This is a genomic window from Streptomyces sp. NPDC007917, assembly GCF_042959105.1.
Taxonomy (GTDB): domain Bacteria; phylum Actinomycetota; class Actinomycetes; order Streptomycetales; family Streptomycetaceae; genus Streptomyces.
In genome coordinates, this window is record NZ_JBIBKK010000011.1 from 209,674 (window position 1) to 228,239 (window position 18,566).

An 18,566-nucleotide genomic window follows, 5' to 3' on the forward strand; every position below is an offset into this window, starting at 1 on the left:
TTCTGGGTGACGGACGAGGCGCCCGAAGGCTACGTACGCGTCCGGCTTGACCTGTCGTACGACGGCACGGACTTCTCGGGCTGGGCCAAGCAGCGCGGCCGGGACACGGTCCGCACCGTACAGGGCGAGCTGGAGAGCGCCCTGCAGGTCGTCATGCGCATGCAGGACCCGGTGGAGCTGACGGTCGCGGGCCGCACCGACGCCGGCGTCCACGCGCGCGGCCAGGTCGCCCATGTCGACCTCCCGGAACCCGTCTGGGCCGAGCACCACGAGAAGCTGCTGCGCCGCCTCGCCGGCCGGCTCCCGCACGACATACGCGTCTGGTCCGTCGCCGAGGCCCCGCCCGGCTTCAACGCCCGCTTCTCCGCCATCTGGCGCCGCTACGCCTACCGCGTCGTCGACCACCCAGGCGGCGTCGACCCGCTGCTGCGCGGCCATGTGCTGTGGCACGACTGGCCGCTGGACGTGGACGCCATGAACGAGGCCGCGCGGAAGCTGCTCGGGGAGCACGACTTCGCGGCGTACTGCAAGAAGCGCGACGGCGCCACCACCATCCGCACCCTCCAGCACCTCAGCTGGGAGCGAGGCCCCGACGGCGTCATCACGGCGACCGTCCGGGCCGACGCCTTCTGCCACAACATGGTCCGCTCCCTGGTCGGCGCCCTCCTCTTCGTCGGCGACGGCCACCGCCCACCGGACTGGCCCGCGAAGGTCCTGGCCGCCGGTGTCCGCGACTCCGCCGTCCACGTCGTACGCCCCCACGGCCTGACCCTCGAAGAGGTCGGCTACCCCCCGAACGACCAACTCGCCGCCCGCAACCGCGAGGCCCGCAACAAACGGTCGCTGCCGCTGGCGCATCCGGCGCCGGGGGCGGGCTGCTGCTGAGGCGCAGCGGCGCCCTGAACCCCGCCCGAGGGTGGCCCATTACCGCCTTGTATTCGCATATCTGTTCGGGAACCCTCTGTTGGGTCAGGTGAGCTGATCACAAGGGGTGGGGATGCGACAGCGGGACGGAAGAGACGGCCACAGACACAGACGCCGAGTGCGGGCCGGGTCGGTGACCGCAGTGCTGACCGTGCTGCTCGCGGCGGGGGTGACGGGCCTTCCTGCCGAGCTGCCGTCCGGCGTGACCGCGGCCGCCGCGGCGGACATCGAGTCGGTGACCATCACATCGGACCGGTATCCGGACGACAAGCAGTGGTATGACGGCGCGGGAGAATACGGCAGCTTCACCTTCGACGCCGCGTCCCCTGACGCGGTGAGGTACCAGTACGAATTGACCGGCCAGGGCCGGGCGACCGTAACCCCGGCTGTTCCCGGCGGTCCTGCGACCTTTCGTTTCATGCCGGAGAGCGCAGGTGTCTACCACCTGTCCGTGAGGGCGTACGACAGCGCGGGCTCCACCGTGGGGACGGGCACTTCCTGGTTCCGCGTCGCCTCGGGACGATCTCCCAAGGCCGCCTGGCGGCTCGACGACCCGAAGGGGTCGGAACGGGCCCAGGGCAGCGGGTCCGCCGAGTCGGCTGCGGCCGGGCCGGGCGTGACGTTCGGGCGTCCTGGCCACGGCTGGAACACCGGTACGGCGGCGGCCCTGGACGGCACGAGCGATGCGTACCTGGACGCGGGTGGGTCGGCGCTCGACCCGCGCAAGGCGTTCGCCGTGGGGGCCTGGGTGTATCTGCCCGACCGGCCGTCTCGCTCGATGACCGTGGTCAGCCAGGACGGCACCGACGGGCCCGGCTTCGCCCTGGAATATGACGACGAGGCGGGTGCCTGGACCTTTCGGGTATCTCCTGCCGGGGACAGGCCCCTGTCGTGGGCGGTATCAGGCGGCTCCGCGCCACGGCAGAGCTGGATCCATCTCCTGGGGGTGTACGACGCCGAAGCAGGCAGCCTCCGGCTGTATGTGAACGGCCGCCTGATAGAGGAGGACATCCAGCCCGGCCGTACGGTGGCCACCGGAACCGGCGGCCTGCAGATCGGGCGCGAGGGGTCCGGCTCCGGCTACACCGGCCATCTGCGGGGCACTGTGGCGGACGTGCGGGCGTACGACCGGGTCGTCCCGGCGCCCGAGGGCGAGGAGTTGGGCACGGTGAAGCCGCATCAGGTCGCTTACTGGCCCCTCGAGTCCGCCGTCGACGGTGTCGCCCCCGACATGGACCCGAAGAGGCCGGGTGAGTCGGCAGGGACGGGCCTCTCACTGCGCGGCGGCGCGTCGATCTACACCCCGCAGGCCCCCGGATGCGACCCCGGCACGGACCCGGACTGCGCGGTCGATCCGAACGCCGACGCCCTCAGAGGCAATGGACACCTGGCCCTGAACGGCACCAGCGCGTTCGCCGAGCGGATGGTCGGGTTGGTGGCCTCCGAGGACAGCTTCTCGATCGCCGCCCGAGCCCGGCTGTCGCCACAGAACACGGGCAGGGACCAGACGGTCCTGAGCCTTTCCGGTCACTCCGCCCAGGCCGCCGTGGTGCGCTATTCGGCCTCCGCGCGCCGCTGGGAACTCGCGGTGACGAGACGGGACGACAGCGGAGCCACGGTCAGCACGGTCCGGGACACGGCCGGGCTGCCCAGCACGGAGGGGCAGGGCGATCACCTGGCATTGGCGTACGACGCGACGACCCGTGAGGTCAGGCTCTACGTCAACGGTCAACTGGCCGGCGGGCAGACCCTGTGGGCCAACTCCTGGGACCTCTCCACGACGCGCATCGATGTCGGCCGATCCGCGACCGATTCGGACGGCGGCGGCCATTTCTCCGGGGCCATCGACGAGGTGCGTGTCTTCCAGGGGGCGCTCAACAAGGTGAACGCGTCAATGCTCTCCCTCCTTGAGTCCGGTTCGAGCCTTCCCGAACCCGGCGACTCCACTTCCGGGCTCACGTCCCGGCAATCGGGCATGTGACGGCCAGGTTGTTGGCCTTGGTCAGGTAGGGGCGGATGCCGTCGGTGGCCGGGTAGAGGTCCGTCTTGTTGCGGTCGACGATGTCGCCCAGGATCCGGCCGACGCGGAGCGGAGCCGCGTCGGCCGGGGCTGCGGTGTCCGGGGTGAGACGGAGCGTCAGGTCCCACACCGGCGCCTTCGGCGCTGGGGCCGTGTTGGCCTCGCGGATGCGCTCGTACGGGACGGTGAAGCGGAAGCCGTCCGGGCCGAGGGCCGTGACGGGGATGGTGAAGGGGCTCGACGCGGCTCCGCGCGGGATGGCCCGGACCGTGGGGGCCGCGTCCGCCGGGAAGGTGGTGCCGTGCAGGGTGCCCGCCACGTTGATCGCCTCGGCGTCGGCGCGGATCGTACGGGCTTCGGCGTGGGCCCGGCGGTGCCAGGTGCGCAGGGCGAGATGGCCGCCGGCGGTGCGGTACGGGATCCACCAGGAGAACGGGGCGTCCGGCAGCGGCTCCAGGCCCAGCAGGCCGCGCCCCTCCGCGAAGCGGCAGTGCACCCGGCGGCTGACGCCGTCGCCGGGCCGTAGGACGTGCAGGTCCCAGCGGCCCTCGGCGAGGGTGAGGGTGCGGCGGTCGAGCAGCGCGGTCCAGGGGGCGTCGTCGGTGGCGGGGGGACGCAGGGGCAGGGTGAGCGGGGCGACCCCCTGGCCGTCGTGGTCGTCGCGGCGGGTGAGGACGAGCGCGAGGTCGGCGCCGCGCATGTCCGTACGGTCGATCAGGACGGTCAGGTTTCCGTCCGCGTCGACGCGGCAGAGGGCGCTGGGGCGCAGCGGCTTGCGGATCAGCTGCTTCACCGCGCCCTTGAGGGTGGTCTTCAGGGGCGACGCCATTGCCAAGGGGCTGTGGAACCCCAGCAGCGGACCGCGTCCGCGCCGGGTGGCCGGGGCGGACGCGCCGCGTGCCTCGTACAGCTCCGTGAACAGCTGCTCGTACGCCTCCGCCACGCGCTCCGGCGCGTACCGCTGGGCGGCCGTGCGGGCCGCCGCGCCCATCGTGCGGCGCAGTTCGTCGTCCTCGATCAGGCTCAGCAGCCCCTTGGCGATGGCGTCGCTGTCGCCGACGGGGACGAGGAGGCCGTCCTGGCCGTGGGTGATGATCTCGCCGGGCCCATGGGGGCAGTCGGTGGCGACGACGGGGACACCGCAGTGCATGGCCTCCACGATCGTCATCCCGAACGACTCCTCGCGCGAGGTGACGGCGGCGATCGAGCCCTTGGCCCACTCGGTCTCGATGGGGGAGTGGGCGCCCATGAGCGTGATGCGGTCGGCCAGGCCGAGTTCGTCGATCCGGCGGCGGAGGACGGGCTGTTGGGGACCTCGGCCGTAGAGGCGCAGATGCCAGTCGGGGTGCTTGGCGGCGACCGTCGCCCAGGCCTCCACCAGCAGGTCGTACCGCTTGACGGGGATGAGCCGTCCGGCCGCCACGACCAGCTTGGCCGAGCCGTCGGAGGGTTCGACCTCCGTGGCGGGGACCCCGTTGGGCAGCCCGACGATACGGGTGGCCACGCCGGGCAGATGGGCGCGGTGCGTCGTCGCGTCGGCCGCCGAGACGGTGGTGTACGCGTCCAGGCGGGCGATCGCGGCGTCGCAGGCGGCGCGGAGCGAGGCCTGATGGGTGCCGTAGATCCGGTGCTCCTGCCCGATCCGCACATAGCGGCGCTGCCCGAGCTCGGCGAGGTAGATCACCAGCCCGGGGCGGGTCGCGATGACCACGTCCGCGTCGGTGTCCGCGAGGTAGGCGGCGATGCGCTGGTCGGTGAGCGCGTTGAAGTTCGTGGTGCCCTTCGCCTCGGCGGCCGGGATGTGCGAAGTGGGCTGCTGCAGGAGGGGGTTGTCCGCGTCGCTTCCCTTCGCGTCCGGGCGCCGGTCGATCAGCGGTGTGATCCGGACGGCGGGGTGGAGGGGGAGGCTGGGCGCGCTGTGGGTCCGCATGACGGTGACGATCTCGACCGTGTGGCGGGCGGCGAGCGCGCTTGCCATGTTGAAGGTCGTACGGATGGTGCCGCCTATTCCGTACGCGTTGTGCAGCAGGAATGAGATCTTCATGGTGGTGTACGCGCGGCCTGTGCGGACCGTCGCGCCGCTGCCTCCCCTTCGGCTCTCCGTAATGCGCTCAACTCACAAGCCACTCTGAAATACGCCCACATGGTCCCGGTATGGGGCCGGTATGGGTTCGGTAAGCATCGATCGGTCGGTAAGACCGTTGAACGCGGGAAAGGTTGCTTATGCGTATGGTGATATGAGATGGCGCACATCTGGACTGCGGAGGGCAACCTTTGGCGGGGGTTGGTTGTCTGTGGCCGCACATGCGGTGATTTGTGGCAGGAGGAGGGGGCGGCGCAGCGCTCAAGCCGCGATGTCGAAACCGTTTCGGCGTGGGGGGAGTTCGAACCACGGGAGCTTCCCGCTCGCGCCGGCCGCCGTTGTGATCTCGTGATCAGACGAAGGGCAACCTTTTCGGTGATATCGGATCGTCACGGAAACCTCTGTTCGATCGCGCGCAACCCGTTGTTTGATGACCCCACCCGCGATCGCGGGAGTGTCAATAAAGGGTGGATCAAAAGTGAGTAAGTCTGTGTCGCGCGTCGTGCTGGCGGTCACGGCCGTGGCGGCGCTGGGGTTGGTGACCGCGTGTGGCGGCGACTCCGATGGTGACAAGAAGTCCGACAAGTCGTCGGAGAAGCCGGCCGAGAAGACGCCGGCGGCGGAGCAGCAGGCCGCGCCGCTGCCGAAGGCCGCACTTGAGAAGGCCGTCGTCGTGAAGGCCGACGTCAAGGGCTTCGAGATCGAGAAGATGACGGACAAGGAGTACTCGGACGGCGGGGACGCGAAGGCCGCGGATGCCAAGTGCCAGCCGCTGGCCCAGTTGATGGGGGCCAAGACGGACCCGGTGCCGAAGGCATCGGCGTACGCGACGTTCTCCTCGGCCGGGGCGCTGTCCGGCACCGGCAAGGGCACGGGGACCGCCACGGGCTTCATCCGGGTGTCCGCCTACGCGGAGGCCGGCGCCGAGCAGACCGTATCGGACCTGCGGGGCGCTCTTACGGCATGCGCCGGTGGGTTCAAGGCGACCGACGGGAGCGGCGAGAAGGCGGACGTCTCGAAGGTGGAGTCGCTGACCGCGCCGAAGCTCGGCGACGAGGCGCTGGCGTACACCATGACCGAGGCGGGCAAGAAGGACGTCGCCACCGTGAAGTTCACGGTCGTGCGCTCCGGTGCGCACCTGTCCGTGTTCTTCGGCGTCGACATCGCCAACCCCACCAAGGCCCTCCTCCCGGACGCGGTGGTCTCGGCACAGGTCGCCAAGTTGGAGAAGGCGCTGAAGGCGTAACACAGCGCAGCCGTCCGCCTGTACCCCACCGCAGCCGGGTACAGGCCGGACGGCGGCTTCAGTTGGTGGCCGTCACCGCCGCCGACGCCTGCTGGTTGCCGCGCTCCAGAATGCGGCGGAAGGCGTAGTCCGCGATGTCCCGTCCCGCCCCCACCGCCTTGGTGTCGCCGGCGGTCACGTCCGCGCCGGAGGTGTAGCCGGCGATGGTGAAGTAGGCGTAGCGGCCGATGGCGTTGGCCGAGACCTGGCAGTCCGCCTGGCGGCAGAAGACGGGCACGCCCCCGCCCGCCAGGGACGCCACATTGGGCCCCGCCTGCTGCTTGGCCCGCTCCGCCGCCGCCTTGGTGTCGAAGACGGCGATGCCGACGGTGACCGCAACGCCGTCCTTGGAGTAGGTCGCGCGGAACAGCCGGCGGCAGCCGTTGTTGGTGAGGACGGAGCCGAGGCCGCCCTGGGTCGCCGTCGCGCAGCTCTTGGTGGCGGCGGTCGCGGCCTTGGTGTACTCGTGGCCGTTCCCGACGGCCTTCTTGCCGGGGAAGAGGGTGCCGGTGCTGATCGGCGCCTTGTCCCGCTTCGCGCTGGAGATGATGTCCAGCGGCTTCGGCGGGGCCGGCGGCGCGACGTTGGAGAACGTGGGCTCCGGGGTGGGGGACTCGCTGGGCAGGTCCTGGGGCGAGGGCAGCCGGCTGGCGGACTTGTCCGACTTGCCGGCGGACTCGCCCTTGTCGCCGCTGCTGATCACGGCCGTGGCGACGATCGCCGCGACGGCGGCCGTGGCGAGCACACCGCCGCCGGCGAACAGCAGCTTGCGGCGGCGGCCGCGCCTGGCGGTGTCGTCGGCGAGCGCCGCCCAGTCCGGCGTCGGCGGCTGTGATCCCCCGGGCCCCTGGCCTCCCCCGGGCCCGTACGGCCCCCCTTGCCCAAAGCTCATGGCGCAAATCTTAATCCGCACAGGTGATAAACCGGTTGGTCCGGTACCCGGCCGGAGGTCACAATCCGGTCCATGGGACATGTGGAGGCAGGCCATCTCGAGTACTACCTCCCGGACGGGCGGGTGCTGCTCGGGGATGTGTCGTTCCGGGTCGGCGAGGGCGCCGCGGTCGCGCTGGTGGGGGCCAACGGTGCGGGGAAGACCACGCTGTTGAGGCTGATCGCGGGGGAGCTCAAGCCGCATGGCGGAGCGGTGACGGTCAGCGGCGGGCTCGGGGTGATGCCGCAGTTCGTGGGGTCCGTACGGGACGAGCGGACGGTGCGGGACCTGCTGGTGTCGGTCGCGCGGCCGGGGATCAGGAAGGCCGCGGAGGCGGTGGACGCGGCCGAGTACGCGATCATGACCAAGGACGACGAGCCCGCGCAGATGCAATACGCGCAGGCGCTCAGCGACTGGGCCGAGGCCGGCGGGTACGAGGCCGAGACAGTCTGGGACATGTGCGCCATGGCCGCGCTCGGCGTCCCGTACGAGCGGGCGCAGTGGCGCCAGGTGCGGACGCTGTCGGGCGGCGAGCAGAAGCGGCTGGTGCTGGAGTCGCTGCTGCGCGGCGCGGACGAGGTGCTGCTGCTGGACGAGCCGGACAACTATCTGGACGTCCCCGGCAAGCGCTGGCTGGAGGAGCGGCTGCGGGAGACGAAGAAGACGGTGCTGTTCGTCTCCCACGACCGGGAGCTGCTGGCGCGCTCCGCCGAGAAGATCATCAGCGTGGAGCCGGGCCCGGCGGGCAGTGACGTATGGGTGCACGGCGGCGGCTTCGGCACGTACCACCAGGCGCGCAAGGAGCGCTTCGCCCGCTTCGAGGAGCTGCGGCGGCGCTGGGACGAGGAGCACGCCAAGCTGCGGCAGCTGATGCTCACCTTCAAGCAGAAGGCGGCGTACAACTCGGACATGGCCAGCCGCTACCAGGCCGCGAAGACCCGGCTGCGGAAGTTCGAGGAGGCGGGCCCGCCGCAGGAGCCGCCGCGTGAGCAGGACATCCGGATGCGGCTGAAGGGCGGCCGGACCGGGGTGCGCGCGGTGACCTGCCAGGGGCTGGAGCTCACCGGGCTGATGAAACCGTTCGACCTGGAGGTCTTCTACGGGGAGCGGGTGGCCGTGCTCGGCAGCAACGGATCGGGGAAGTCCCACTTCCTGCGGCTGCTGGCGGGCGACGAGGTCGCGCACACGGGCGCGTGGAAGCTGGGGGCGCGGGTGGTGCCCGGCCACTTCGCGCAGACCCACGCACACCCCGAGCTGGACGGGCGCCCCCTCGTCGACATCCTGTGGACCGAGCACGCCAAGGACCGGGGCGGCGCGATGAGCGCGCTGCGCCGCTATGAGCTGGAGCGCCAGGGCGACCAGCGCTTCGACAAGCTGTCGGGCGGGCAACAGGCGCGCTTCCAGATCCTGCTGCTGGAGCTCGCGGGGGCCACCGCGCTGTTGCTGGACGAGCCGACGGACAACCTGGATCTGGAGAGTGCGGAGGCGCTGCAGGAGGGTCTTGAGCGGTACGAGGGCACGGTGCTGGCCGTCACACACGACCGGTGGTTCGCCCGGTCCTTCGACCGCTTCCTGGTGTTCGGGGCGGACGGGGTGGTGCGGGAGGCGTCGGAGCCGGTGTGGGACGAGGGGCGGGTAGCGCGCAAGCGGTGAGCCGGGCTGTGCCGCGATGGGCTGGAGCGGGTGATCAGCGCTTCGGCAAGCTGTCCGGCGGGCAGCAGGCGCACGGGGGTCTGGGGGTGTCCCCCAGAGGGAGGGGTCAGATCCTGCTGCTGGAGCTCGCGGGGGCCACCGCGCTGTTGCTGGACGAGCCGACGGACAACCTGGATCTGGAGAGTGCGGAGGCGCTGCAGGAGGGTCTTGAGCGGTACGAGGGCACGGTGCTGGCCGTCACACACGACCGGTGGTTCGCCCGGTCCTTCGACCGCTTCCTGGTGTTCGGGGCGGACGGGGTGGTGCGGGAGGCGCCGGAGCCGGTGTGGGACGAGGGGCGAGTGGCGCGCAAGCGGTGAGCCGGGCCGCGGGCGTCACAGGGCGGGGCGTCGCGCTGCGTCGCGGGGCGTCGCGGGGTGGGGTGTGGCCTGGTGGGACGTCGTGGGGCGGGAGGGCGTTTTGACCCGTGCGGGGGCGGGCCGGTATTCTGCCAGTTCGTTATGCGTATTGGCTTGCTCGTTCTCACGTGAGAGGCCGTTACGCCGGTCCACCGGGCCGATGACCAGCGGCAGGCACTCGGTTTGCGTCACCGAGGTGCGGCCAAGGCTGTCGTGATCGTCCGGGTGGCCTTGTCAGGACCACACTCACTGAAGAAGCGAAGGCTACGACCGTGCGTACGTACAGCCCCAAGCCCGGCGACGTCCAGCGTCAGTGGCACGTCATCGACGCCACCGACGTCGTCCTGGGCCGCCTGGCCTCTCAGGCCGCCACCCTTCTGCGGGGCAAGCACAAGCCGGTGTACGCGCCGCATGTCGACACTGGTGACTTCGTCATCATCATCAACGCCGACAAGGTGCACCTCTCCGGTAACAAGCGGACCCAGAAGATGGCCTACCGCCACTCCGGCTACCCGGGTGGTCTGCGCTCCATCCGCTACGACGAGCTGCTGGAGAAGAGCCCGGAGAAGGCCGTCGAGAAGGCCATCAAGGGCATGCTCCCCAAGAACACCCTGGGCCGCCAGATGCTCTCGAAGCTGAAGGTCTACGCGGGTGACCAGCACCCGCACGGCGCTCAGCAGCCGGTCCCGTTCGAGATCACCCAGGTCGCGCAGTAGTCCCGGCCACCACCTAAGACGAAGAGAATCTGAGGAGCATCGTGGCCGAGACCACCGCCGAGACCCCCCTCGATGTCGAGGAGTACACCACCGAGAGCGTGGAGACGATCGAGACGGAGTACACCTCCGAGTCGCTCGCTTCCCGCTTCGGCGAGCCCCAGCCGGCCGCCGGCACCGGCCGCCGCAAGAACGCCATCGCCCGCGTCCGCATCGTGCCGGGCAGCGGCCAGTGGAAGATCAACGGTCGCACCCTTGAGGACTACTTCCCCAACAAGGTGCACCAGCAGGAAGTCAACGAGCCCTTCAAGGTGCTCGAGCTGGACGACCGCTACGACGTCGTCGCCCGCATCACCGGCGGCGGCGTCTCCGGCCAGGCCGGTGCGCTGCGCCTGGGCATCGCCCGCGCGCTGAACGAGGCGGACGTGGACAACAACCGCGGTCCGCTGAAGAAGGCCGGCTTCCTGACCCGTGACGACCGCGCCACCGAGCGCAAGAAGGCCGGTCTGAAGAAGGCCCGCAAGGCGCCGCAGTACAGCAAGCGCTAATCGCGCGGCTGCGCTGCTCATACGGCGGCTTCGCTCGCTCGTTCGAACGCCCCGGCGGCACCACCCGTGCCGCCGGGGCGTTCGGCTATTTGCTCCAGGGGGCGTATACCTACAAGCAAGCTTCCGCCCCCCAGCTCGTAATCTCGGAGGACACCAGTGGGACGACTCTTCGGTACGGACGGTGTGCGCGGTGTCGCCAACGCCGACCTGACGGCTGAGATGGCGCTCGGCCTGTCGGTCGCCGCGGCGCATGTGCTCGCCGAGGCGGGAACCTTCGAAGGCCATCGGCCGGTGGCGGTGGTCGGGCGGGATCCGCGCGCGTCCGGGGAGTTCCTGGAGGCCGCCGTGGTGGCGGGGCTGGCCAGTGCGGGTGTGGACGTGCTTCGGGTGGGCGTGCTGCCGACGCCCGCGGTGGCGTATCTGACCGGCGCGCTGGACGCGGACCTGGGCGTGATGCTGTCCGCCAGCCACAACCCGATGCCCGACAACGGCATCAAGTTCTTCGCGCGCGGCGGCCACAAGCTCGCGGACGAGCTGGAGGACCGGATCGAGACCACCTACCGCGCGCACGCCTCAGGCGAGCCGTGGGACCGGCCGACCGGCGCGGGGGTCGGCCGGGTGCGCGAGTACGGGGAGGGGCTGGACAAGTACGTCGCCCACCTCGTCGGCGTTCTGCCCAACCGGCTGGAGGGGCTGAAGGTCGTCGTCGACGGGGCGCACGGCGCGGCCGCCCGGGTCTCCCCCGAGGCGTTCACCCGGGCCGGCGCCGAGGTGATCACCATCGGCACCGAGCCGGACGGGCTCAACATCAACGACGGCTACGGCTCCACCCACCTGGACCGGCTCCGGGCCGCCGTCGTCGAGCACGGGGCCGATCTGGGCATCGCGCACGACGGGGACGCCGACCGCTGCCTGGCCGTGGACGCGGCGGGCGAGGAGGTCGACGGCGACCAGATCCTCGCGGTGCTCGCGCTCGCGCTGCGGGAGGCGGGCGGCCTGCGGAAGAACACGGTCGTCGGCACCGTGATGTCCAACCTCGGCTTCAAACTCGCCATGCGGCGCGAGGGCGTCGAGCTGGTCCAGACGGCGGTCGGCGACCGCTATGTGCTGGAGGAGATGAAGGAGCACGGCTACGCCCTCGGCGGCGAGCAGTCCGGCCATGTCATCGTCCTCGACCACGCCACCACCGGCGACGGCACCCTGACCGGGCTGCTGCTGGCCGCCCGGATGGCCGACACCGGCCGTACGCTTGCCGACCTCGCGGCCGTCATGGAGCGGCTGCCCCAGGTGCTGATCAACGTCCGGGACGTGGACAAGTCCCGGGTCGCCTCCAGCGCCGAGCTGGCCGCGGCGGTGACGGACGCGGAGCGCGAGCTCGGCGAGACCGGGCGGGTGCTGCTGCGGCCGTCCGGGACGGAGCCCGTGGTGCGCGTGATGGTCGAGGCCGCGGACATCGACCAGGCCCGGTCGGTCGCGGAGCGCCTCGCGGACGCGGTGAAGTCCGCGCTGGGCTAGACCCGGCAACTCGTGGTGAGTATGGGACAGCGACACGCCGACGCCACGGCGTGTCGCTGTCCCATACTCACTACAAACCGAACGCCGGGCTACAGCCGCCGCAGCGCGCGGTCGCGCTGCCTGGCCCACAGGAACTTCTGGGCCAGCAGCGTCAGCGTGCCCGCGACCACGATCCCGGCCAGGTTCAGCAGCAGCTGTTCCGTCGAGCCCCACATCTGGCGGATCTCGCCGTAGCCGAGCGCCACCGCCGCATTGGCCGCGGCCGGCACCGTGGTCACCGAGATCGCCACGCCGACCAGCGCCCCGGACTTCGCCGAGGTCAGCGAGAGCGTTCCGGCGATCCCGGCGAGCAGGGCCACGACGAAGGAGAACATGTCCGGCTTCCAGATGAAGTCGGTGTTCGGCCGCGGCCGCTCCAGCTGATCCTTGGTGAACAGCCCGAAGGCGTCCATGAGCACGCCGAAGCCCGTCGTGAGCACCATCGCCACCGCGAACCCCACGACCAGCGCGATCAGCGAGCGCGCCGCGAGCCGCGGGGCCCGCTGGACCAGCGCGGTGGACAGCCCGGCCAGCGGGCCGAACTCCGGGCCGACCGCCATCGCGCCCACGATCAGGATCGCGTTGTCCAGCACCACACCGCAGGCCGCGATCATGGTGGCGAGGGCGAGGAAGGCCAGGAAGGTGACGGAGAGCGTGGACTCCTCGTGGGTGGCCTCGGTCAGGTGCTCCCACAGGACGGCGTCCGCGCCCTCGCCCGGCGCCTCCTCCTCCGCCTTGTCGGCCCGCCTGGACAGCGACAGATCGATGTTCTCGACGGCGATCGAGCCGTAGGTGTCCAGGCCCAGCGCGCGCAACTCGCCCAGCAGGGCGTCGCCCGCCTCGCGCGCCACGTCGACCAGCACCACGTCCCCCGCCGGGTTGCGCGCGACGCCCGGCATGACCACGAGGTGGGCGGTGCCCACCGTGTGCTCCACGGCGCGCACCACCTCGTCGGTGCGGTCGGCCGGGACGATCAGCCGCAGATGCAGCACGGTGGTGCTCCTCGGGTTCTCAGGGGGTCGTCGTGTCAGAGTTTGCGCAGGGACAGCCGCTGGACCTTGTGGTCCGGGCCCTTGCGGAGCACCAGCGTGGCACGGCCGCGGGTGGGCGCCACGTTCTGCTGCAGATTGGGCCTGTTGATCGTGCGCCACATCATCCGGGCGTAGTCCAGCGCCTCCTCCTCGGAGACCTGGGTGTACTTGCGGAAGTACGAGGACGGGTCCTGGAAGGCCGTCTCGCGCAGCTTGCGGAAGCGGCCCAGGTACCAGCGCTCGATGTCCTCGGTGCGGGCGTCCACGTACACGCTGAAGTCGAAGAAGTCCGCGAGGCCGACGCGGGTGAGGCCGTCCTTCCCGGGCAGCGCGGGCTGCAGCACGTTCAGCCCCTCGACGATCAGGATGTCGGGGCGGCGCACGGTCAGCCGCTCGCCCGGCACGATGTCGTAGATGAGGTGGGAGTAGACGGGCGCCGAGACCTCCTCCTTGCCCGCCTTCACATCCGCCACGAACCGGGTCAGGGCCCTGCGGTCGTACGACTCGGGGAAGCCCTTGCGGGACATCAGGCCGCGCCGGTGCAGCTCGGCGTTGGGGTGCAGAAAGCCGTCGGTGGTGATCAGCTCGACGCGCGGGTGCTCGGGCCAGCGGGCCAGCAGCGCCTGCAGCAGACGGGCGGTGGTGGACTTGCCGACCGCGACGCTGCCCGCCACGCCGATCACGAAGGGCGTGCCGGGCTGGGTGCCGCTGCCCTTCTTGGTGTCGCCGAGGAAGGTGTTGAGCGCGCCGCGCAGTCTGCCGGTGGCGGCCACGTACAGGTTCAGCAGCCGGGAGAGCGGGAGGTAGACGTCCCGTACCTCGTCGAGGTCGATGACGTCGCCGAGGCCGCGCAGCCGCTCGACCTCCTCGGCGGTGAGCGGCAGCGGGGTCTTGTTCCGCAGCGCGCTCCACTCGGCGCGGGACAGGTCCACGTACGGGCTCGGCTCGGGGCGCCGCGGGGTGCGGGGAGGGTGCTGGGGCTGTGAGTCGTGCTCCGGGGGTGAGTCGTGCTCCGGGTGCGCGGGGTGCGCGTCCTGCGCGGGAGACGTGATCATCCTCTCATTGTCGGGGCTCGGCGCGGGCGCGTGGGGCGGGGCGGGGCGTGGGGTCCGTCACGCGCGTGGGGCCTGTCACACCGGGTGCGTCGCCGTCAGCCGGGCAGGACGCCGCCGTTCAGGGTCCCCGGGACGGTCTGGGAGGCATCCGGCGGCGAGACCCGCACGGCCTTCCCGAAGCCGGAGAGGTTCATCGTGACGTCGACGGTCGTCGCGGCCACCAGGCAGGACAGCTCAACCCGCGCGAGCCGTCCGTCCTCGTCCACCCAAGCGCGGGCGGTGACCGGGATGTCCCCCTGCGCGTCGCGGACCTGGTCCAGGGGGGCGCGGACCTTCTGGGCGAGCCCCATGGCGAGCGTGTCGTGGTCGATCGTTCCCGTGTAGAGGGCCATGGGGCGGCCGTCGATGGTGGTGCTTCCGGCGTCCGTCACCCCGCGCATGGCCGAGATCTGGCGCAGGACGTGCTCGGGGTCGTTGGCCGGAGCCCGCAGCAAGTGGTGCGCCTCGGCCTTGGCGCGGTCGGTCACCAGCCACTGGTCCTCGGGCAGATTGGAGAGCGGCCTGACGTAGACCTTGCCCCCGGTGAACACCTCGTCGATGTGGTCGATCGCACCGCCCGGAAAGTCGACGGACAGCTTGCCCTTGTCGCGGGCCAGGTCGAAAGGACCGGACACGGAGAGCGTGTATTCCTGGCCGCCGCTCCGCAGCACGATCGTCTCGTCGACGCGGGCGCTGGTCCTGCCGGTCTTCGTCGCGGCCTTGCGGACGATTTCGGCGAGGGATTTCTCGCCGGTCTCATCGGCCGTCGCCTTGCCGCGCTTGTTGGTCTTGGTGGTCCTGTCGGCCTTGGTGGCCTTGTCGGTCTCGTCGGATGAGTCCGACGAGCAGGCCGTGGCGAGCGCGAGCAGCGCGGCCACGGCGGCGCAGGCTCTGATGGCAGGAGTGGTGGTACGGCGCATGGCTTCCCCCCTGGAAGATGAGCTGGGCGGCCCCCCGGCCGCTGGCGCATTATGCCCCGGCGCGGATGCCGGATGTGCGACGGATGCCCCGCAGGTGGCGGATTGCGCGTGGGCGGTGGTCCGGGCGCGCGGCCACGGGCCGTACGCTGCACTGCATGTGCGGAATCGTTGGTTATGTGGGAGGGCAGTCCGCCCTCGATGTCGTCCTGGCCGGGCTGAAGCGGCTCGAGTACCGCGGCTATGACTCGGCGGGCGTCGCCGTGCTCGCCGACGGCGGGCTGGCCGCCGCCAAGAAGGCCGGGAAACTCGCCAACCTGGAGAAGGAGCTCGCGGACCGCCCGCTGCCCAGCGGCTCCACCGGCATCGGCCACACCCGCTGGGCCACCCACGGCGGCCCGACGGACGCCAACGCCCATCCGCACCTGGACAACGCGGGCCGGGTCTCCGTCGTCCACAACGGCATCATCGAGAACTTCGCCGCGCTCCGCGCCGAGCTGGCCGAGCGCGGCCACCAGCTCGCCTCCGAGACCGACACCGAGGTCGTGGCGCATCTGCTCGCCGAGTCCTTCTCGTCCTGCGGCGACCTCGCCGAGGCGATGCGGCAGGTCTGCCGCCGCCTGGAGGGCGCCTTCACGCTGGTCGCGGTGCACGCGGACGCGCCGGACGTGGTGGTCGGCGCGCGCCGTAACTCGCCGCTGGTCGTCGGCGTCGGCGAGGACGAGGCGTTCCTCGCCTCCGACGTGGCCGCCTTCATCGCCCACACCCGCGAGGCCATCGAACTCGGCCAGGACCAGGTCGTCGAGGCGCGCCGGGACGGTGTGACGGTCACGGACTTCGACGGGGCGCCCGCGGACATCCGTACGTACCACGTCGACTGGGACGCCTCCGCCGCGGAGAAGGGCGGCTACGACTACTTCATGCTCAAGGAGATCGCCGAGCAGCCGAAGGCCGTCGCCGACACGCTGCTGGGGCGGATCGACGTGGCGGGGAACCTGACGCTGGACGAGGTCCGGATCCCGGCCTCGGTGCTGCGCGAGGTCGACAAGGTCGTCATCGTGGCCTGCGGCACCGCCTACCACGCGGGGATGATCGCGAAGTACGCCATCGAGCACTGGACCCGCATCCCCTGCGAGACCGAGCTGGCCAGCGAGTTCCGCTACCGCGACCCGATCCTGGACCCGCGCACGCTGGTGATCGCCATCTCGCAGTCCGGCGAGACCATGGACACGCTGATGGCCCTGCGCCACGCGCGCGAACAGGGCGCCAAGGTGCTCGCCATCTGCAACACCAACGGCTCCACGATCCCGCGCGAGTCGGACGCGGTGCTGTACACCCACGCCGGGCCCGAGGTCGCGGTCGCCTCGACCAAGGCGTTCCTCACCCAGCTGGTGGCCTGCTACCTGGTGGCGCTGTACCTGGGGCAGGTGCGCGGCACCAAGTGGGGCGACGAGATCCAGTCCGTGATCCGCGAGCTGTCCGAGATCGGCACCCAGGTCGAGCAGGTGCTGGAGACCATGGAACCGGTGCGGGAGCTGGCGCGGACGCTGAAGGACAAGAACACCGTGCTGTTCCTGGGCCGCCACGTCGGCTACCCGGTCGCCCTGGAGGGCGCGCTCAAGCTCAAGGAGCTCGCCTATATGCACGCCGAGGGCTTCGCGGCCGGCGAGCTCAAGCACGGGCCGATCGCGCTGATCGAGGAGGACCTGCCGGTCGTGGTGGTCGTACCCTCGCCGCGCGGCCGGTCCGTCCTCCACGACAAGATCGTCTCCAATATCCAGGAGATCCGGGCCCGCGGCGCCCGGACGATCGTCATCGCCGAGCGCGGCGACACGACGGTCGCCCCGTACGCGGACCACCTGATCGAGATCCCCGCCACCCCGACCCTGCTGCAGCCCCTGGTCGCGACGGTGCCGCTGCAGGTCTTCGCGTGCGAGCTCGCCACGGCGCGCGGCAACGAGGTCGACCAGCCGCGCAACCTGGCCAAGTCCGTGACCGTGGAGTGAGCGGCCAGTGATCATCGGGGTCGGCATCGACGTGGCCGAGATCGACCGCTTCGACGACGCGCTGCGGCGCACACCAGGGATGGCCGACCGGCTGTTCGTCGAGGGCGAGCTGACCCTGCCGAGCGGCGAGCGGCGCGGGATCGCGTCGCTCGCCGCCCGGTTCGCCGCCAAGGAGGCCCTGGCCAAGGCGCTCGGCGCACCGCCCGGGCTGCGCTGGACCGACGCGGAGGTGCTGACGGAGGCCGGCGGCCGGCCGCGTCTTGCGGTGCGCGGGACGGTGGCGGCGCGCGCGGCGGAGCTGGGCGTACGGGCGTGGCACGTGTCGCTCAGCCATGACGCGGGGGTCGCGTCGGCGGTGGTGATCGCGGAGGGGTGAGCTCCCGGCCGGTGTGCGCTTGGAGCCGGTGAGCTCGTACGGGCTGGTGCGCCCTTACGGGCCGCGGTGCGCTGTCACGACAGCGTGTCGGCGACCACGGACGCCGCTTCCGCGATCAGTTTGTCGTCGGGTTCGGCGTCCTTCTGGTGACGGTTCGACAGGATCGCGATCACGACGGGGGCCGAGTCCGGGGGCCACACCACGGCGATGTCGTTGCGGCCGCCGTAGTAGCTGCCGGTCCCGGTCTTGTCGCCGACCACCCAGCCCTTGGGCACACCGGCCCGGATGACCTTGTCGCCGGTCTTGTTGGTCCGCAGCCACTCCGTGAGCCGTGCGCGTTCGGACTTGCCGAGGACGTCCCCGAGGACGAAGGCGCGCAGGTCCTTCGCGAACGCCCGGGGCGTGGTGGTGTCCCGCGTCTCGCCCGGGACCCATCGGCTCAGATACGGCTCGGGGCGGTCCATTCGGGTGACGTCGTCGCCGATCTCCTCGAGCGCGGCGTCGAGGGCCTTGGGCCCGCCGAGTTCCTTGAGGATCAGGTTGGCGGCGGCGTTGTCGCTGTAGCGGATGGTGGCGTCGCACAGCTCGCTCAGGGTCATACCGGTGGCGATGTGCTTCTCGGTCACGGGGGAGTTGGGGAGCAGCACGTCCTCGGAGTAGGTGATCTTCTTGTCCATCCCGCTGAGCGAGTGCTTCCGCAGCACGACACCACAGGCCAGGGCCTTGAAGGTGGAGTTGTAGGCGAAGCGCTCGCCGTCGTTGTACGCCACCTCCCGGCCGGTGCCCGTGTCGATGGCGTAGACGCCGAGGCGGGCGTCGAACCTGCGCTCGAGGTCCTTCAACTCGCGGGCGTACGGCCGCGACGCGGGAGAGGCCGTCGCTTTGGACGGCGGAGACGACGAGGCCGGGGCATCATCCTCGCCGCAGGCCGCGAGCGGGACGAGGGCGAGGACGGCGAGCGCACCGCGAAGGGCGCGCCGGACGTGGGGGTGCCGCATGCTCCAGTGCCGCATGTTCCATGCCTCCGGGGCGG

General features: G+C 71.2%; 15 protein-coding genes and 1 pseudogene. 10 read left to right on the top strand and 6 right to left on the bottom strand.

What is annotated here, in order from left to right:
* Positions 1-6: 6 nt before the first annotated feature.
* Positions 7-885 carry a tRNA pseudouridine(38-40) synthase TruA gene (gene truA / locus ACFZDL_RS23710; protein WP_353592323.1) on the top strand — a complete coding sequence of 293 codons (879 nt, stop codon included), beginning with the start codon at positions 7-9 and terminating at the stop codon, positions 883-885.
* A 172-nt stretch (positions 886-1,057) separates the two neighbouring features.
* Complete coding sequence (locus ACFZDL_RS23715; protein WP_353592324.1) at positions 1,058-2,905, top strand: LamG domain-containing protein; 1,848 nt, start codon at positions 1,058-1,060, stop codon at positions 2,903-2,905.
* On the opposite strand, the gene ACFZDL_RS23720 is transcribed toward ACFZDL_RS23715, so the two are convergent.
* Entirely contained in the window at positions 2,880-4,988 is a 2,109-nt protein-coding gene (locus tag ACFZDL_RS23720) for a glycosyltransferase family 4 protein (protein ID WP_353592325.1), read from the bottom strand. The genes ACFZDL_RS23715 and ACFZDL_RS23720 overlap by 26 nt on opposite strands.
* Positions 4,989-5,505: 517 nt before the next feature.
* On the opposite strand from ACFZDL_RS23720, the gene ACFZDL_RS23725 reads away from it, so the two are divergent.
* Positions 5,506-6,273: a hypothetical protein gene (locus ACFZDL_RS23725; RefSeq protein ID WP_353592326.1), complete on the top strand. Its 768-nt coding sequence runs from the start codon at positions 5,506-5,508 to the stop codon at positions 6,271-6,273.
* Between the two features lie 58 nt (positions 6,274-6,331).
* Here the strand turns inward: ACFZDL_RS23725 and ACFZDL_RS23730 are convergent, their stop codons facing one another.
* A complete protein-coding gene (locus ACFZDL_RS23730) occupies positions 6,332-7,204 on the bottom strand; it encodes a hypothetical protein (RefSeq protein ID WP_353592327.1) in 873 nt (290 codons plus the stop codon).
* Between the two features lie 72 nt (positions 7,205-7,276).
* Between ACFZDL_RS23730 and ACFZDL_RS23735 the strand changes: the two genes are divergently transcribed.
* From ACFZDL_RS23735 to glmM, 5 genes and pseudogenes are all read left to right on the top strand, one after another.
* Positions 7,277-8,896, top strand: coding sequence for an ATP-binding cassette domain-containing protein (locus ACFZDL_RS23735; RefSeq protein ID WP_353592328.1), 1,620 nt, complete (start codon positions 7,277-7,279; stop codon positions 8,894-8,896).
* A 26-nt stretch (positions 8,897-8,922) separates the two neighbouring features.
* A pseudogene (locus ACFZDL_RS23740) lies at positions 8,923-9,255 on the top strand (ABC transporter ATP-binding protein); the annotation flags it as partial.
* 311 nt (positions 9,256-9,566) lie between these two features.
* Entirely contained in the window at positions 9,567-10,010 is a 444-nt protein-coding gene (gene rplM / locus ACFZDL_RS23745) for a 50S ribosomal protein L13 (RefSeq protein WP_346173366.1), read from the top strand.
* A gap of 41 nt (positions 10,011-10,051) precedes the next feature.
* On the top strand, positions 10,052-10,555 hold the full coding sequence (gene rpsI, locus ACFZDL_RS23750; RefSeq protein ID WP_353592329.1) for a 30S ribosomal protein S9: 504 nt from the start codon (positions 10,052-10,054) through the stop codon (positions 10,553-10,555).
* Between the two features lie 156 nt (positions 10,556-10,711).
* Positions 10,712-12,070 carry a phosphoglucosamine mutase gene (gene glmM / locus ACFZDL_RS23755; RefSeq protein ID WP_353592330.1) on the top strand — a complete coding sequence of 453 codons (1,359 nt, stop codon included), beginning with the start codon at positions 10,712-10,714 and terminating at the stop codon, positions 12,068-12,070.
* 89 nt (positions 12,071-12,159) lie between these two features.
* On the opposite strand, the gene ACFZDL_RS23760 is transcribed toward glmM, so the two are convergent.
* The 3 genes from ACFZDL_RS23760 to ACFZDL_RS23770 form a co-directional block, all read right to left on the bottom strand.
* Positions 12,160-13,101 (bottom strand): DUF389 domain-containing protein, encoded by a 942-nt coding sequence (locus ACFZDL_RS23760; protein ID WP_353592331.1) that lies wholly within the window; start codon positions 13,099-13,101, stop codon positions 12,160-12,162.
* 35 nt (positions 13,102-13,136) lie between these two features.
* Positions 13,137-14,195 (bottom strand): type I pantothenate kinase, encoded by a 1,059-nt coding sequence (gene coaA, locus ACFZDL_RS23765; protein ID WP_353592332.1) that lies wholly within the window; start codon positions 14,193-14,195, stop codon positions 13,137-13,139.
* Between the two features lie 95 nt (positions 14,196-14,290).
* Positions 14,291-15,154 carry an LppX_LprAFG lipoprotein gene (locus ACFZDL_RS23770; protein WP_353592333.1) on the bottom strand — a complete coding sequence of 288 codons (864 nt, stop codon included), beginning with the start codon at positions 15,152-15,154 and terminating at the stop codon, positions 14,291-14,293.
* Positions 15,155-15,309: 155 nt separating this feature from the next.
* Here ACFZDL_RS23770 and glmS point away from each other — a divergent pair, with 155 nt between their 5' ends.
* Entirely contained in the window at positions 15,310-17,157 is a 1,848-nt protein-coding gene (gene glmS, locus ACFZDL_RS23775) for a glutamine--fructose-6-phosphate transaminase (isomerizing) (protein WP_353592334.1), read from the top strand.
* Between the two features lie 7 nt (positions 17,158-17,164).
* Positions 17,165-17,533 (top strand): holo-ACP synthase, encoded by a 369-nt coding sequence (locus ACFZDL_RS23780; RefSeq protein ID WP_353592335.1) that lies wholly within the window; start codon positions 17,165-17,167, stop codon positions 17,531-17,533.
* A 74-nt stretch (positions 17,534-17,607) separates the two neighbouring features.
* Here ACFZDL_RS23780 and bla read toward each other — a convergent pair whose 3' ends face one another.
* The gene (bla, locus tag ACFZDL_RS23785) at positions 17,608-18,531 is read right to left on the bottom strand and encodes a class A beta-lactamase (protein ID WP_353592430.1); all 924 of its coding nucleotides are present in this window, start codon (positions 18,529-18,531) and stop codon (positions 17,608-17,610) included.
* Between the last annotated feature and the right edge of the window lie 35 nt (positions 18,532-18,566).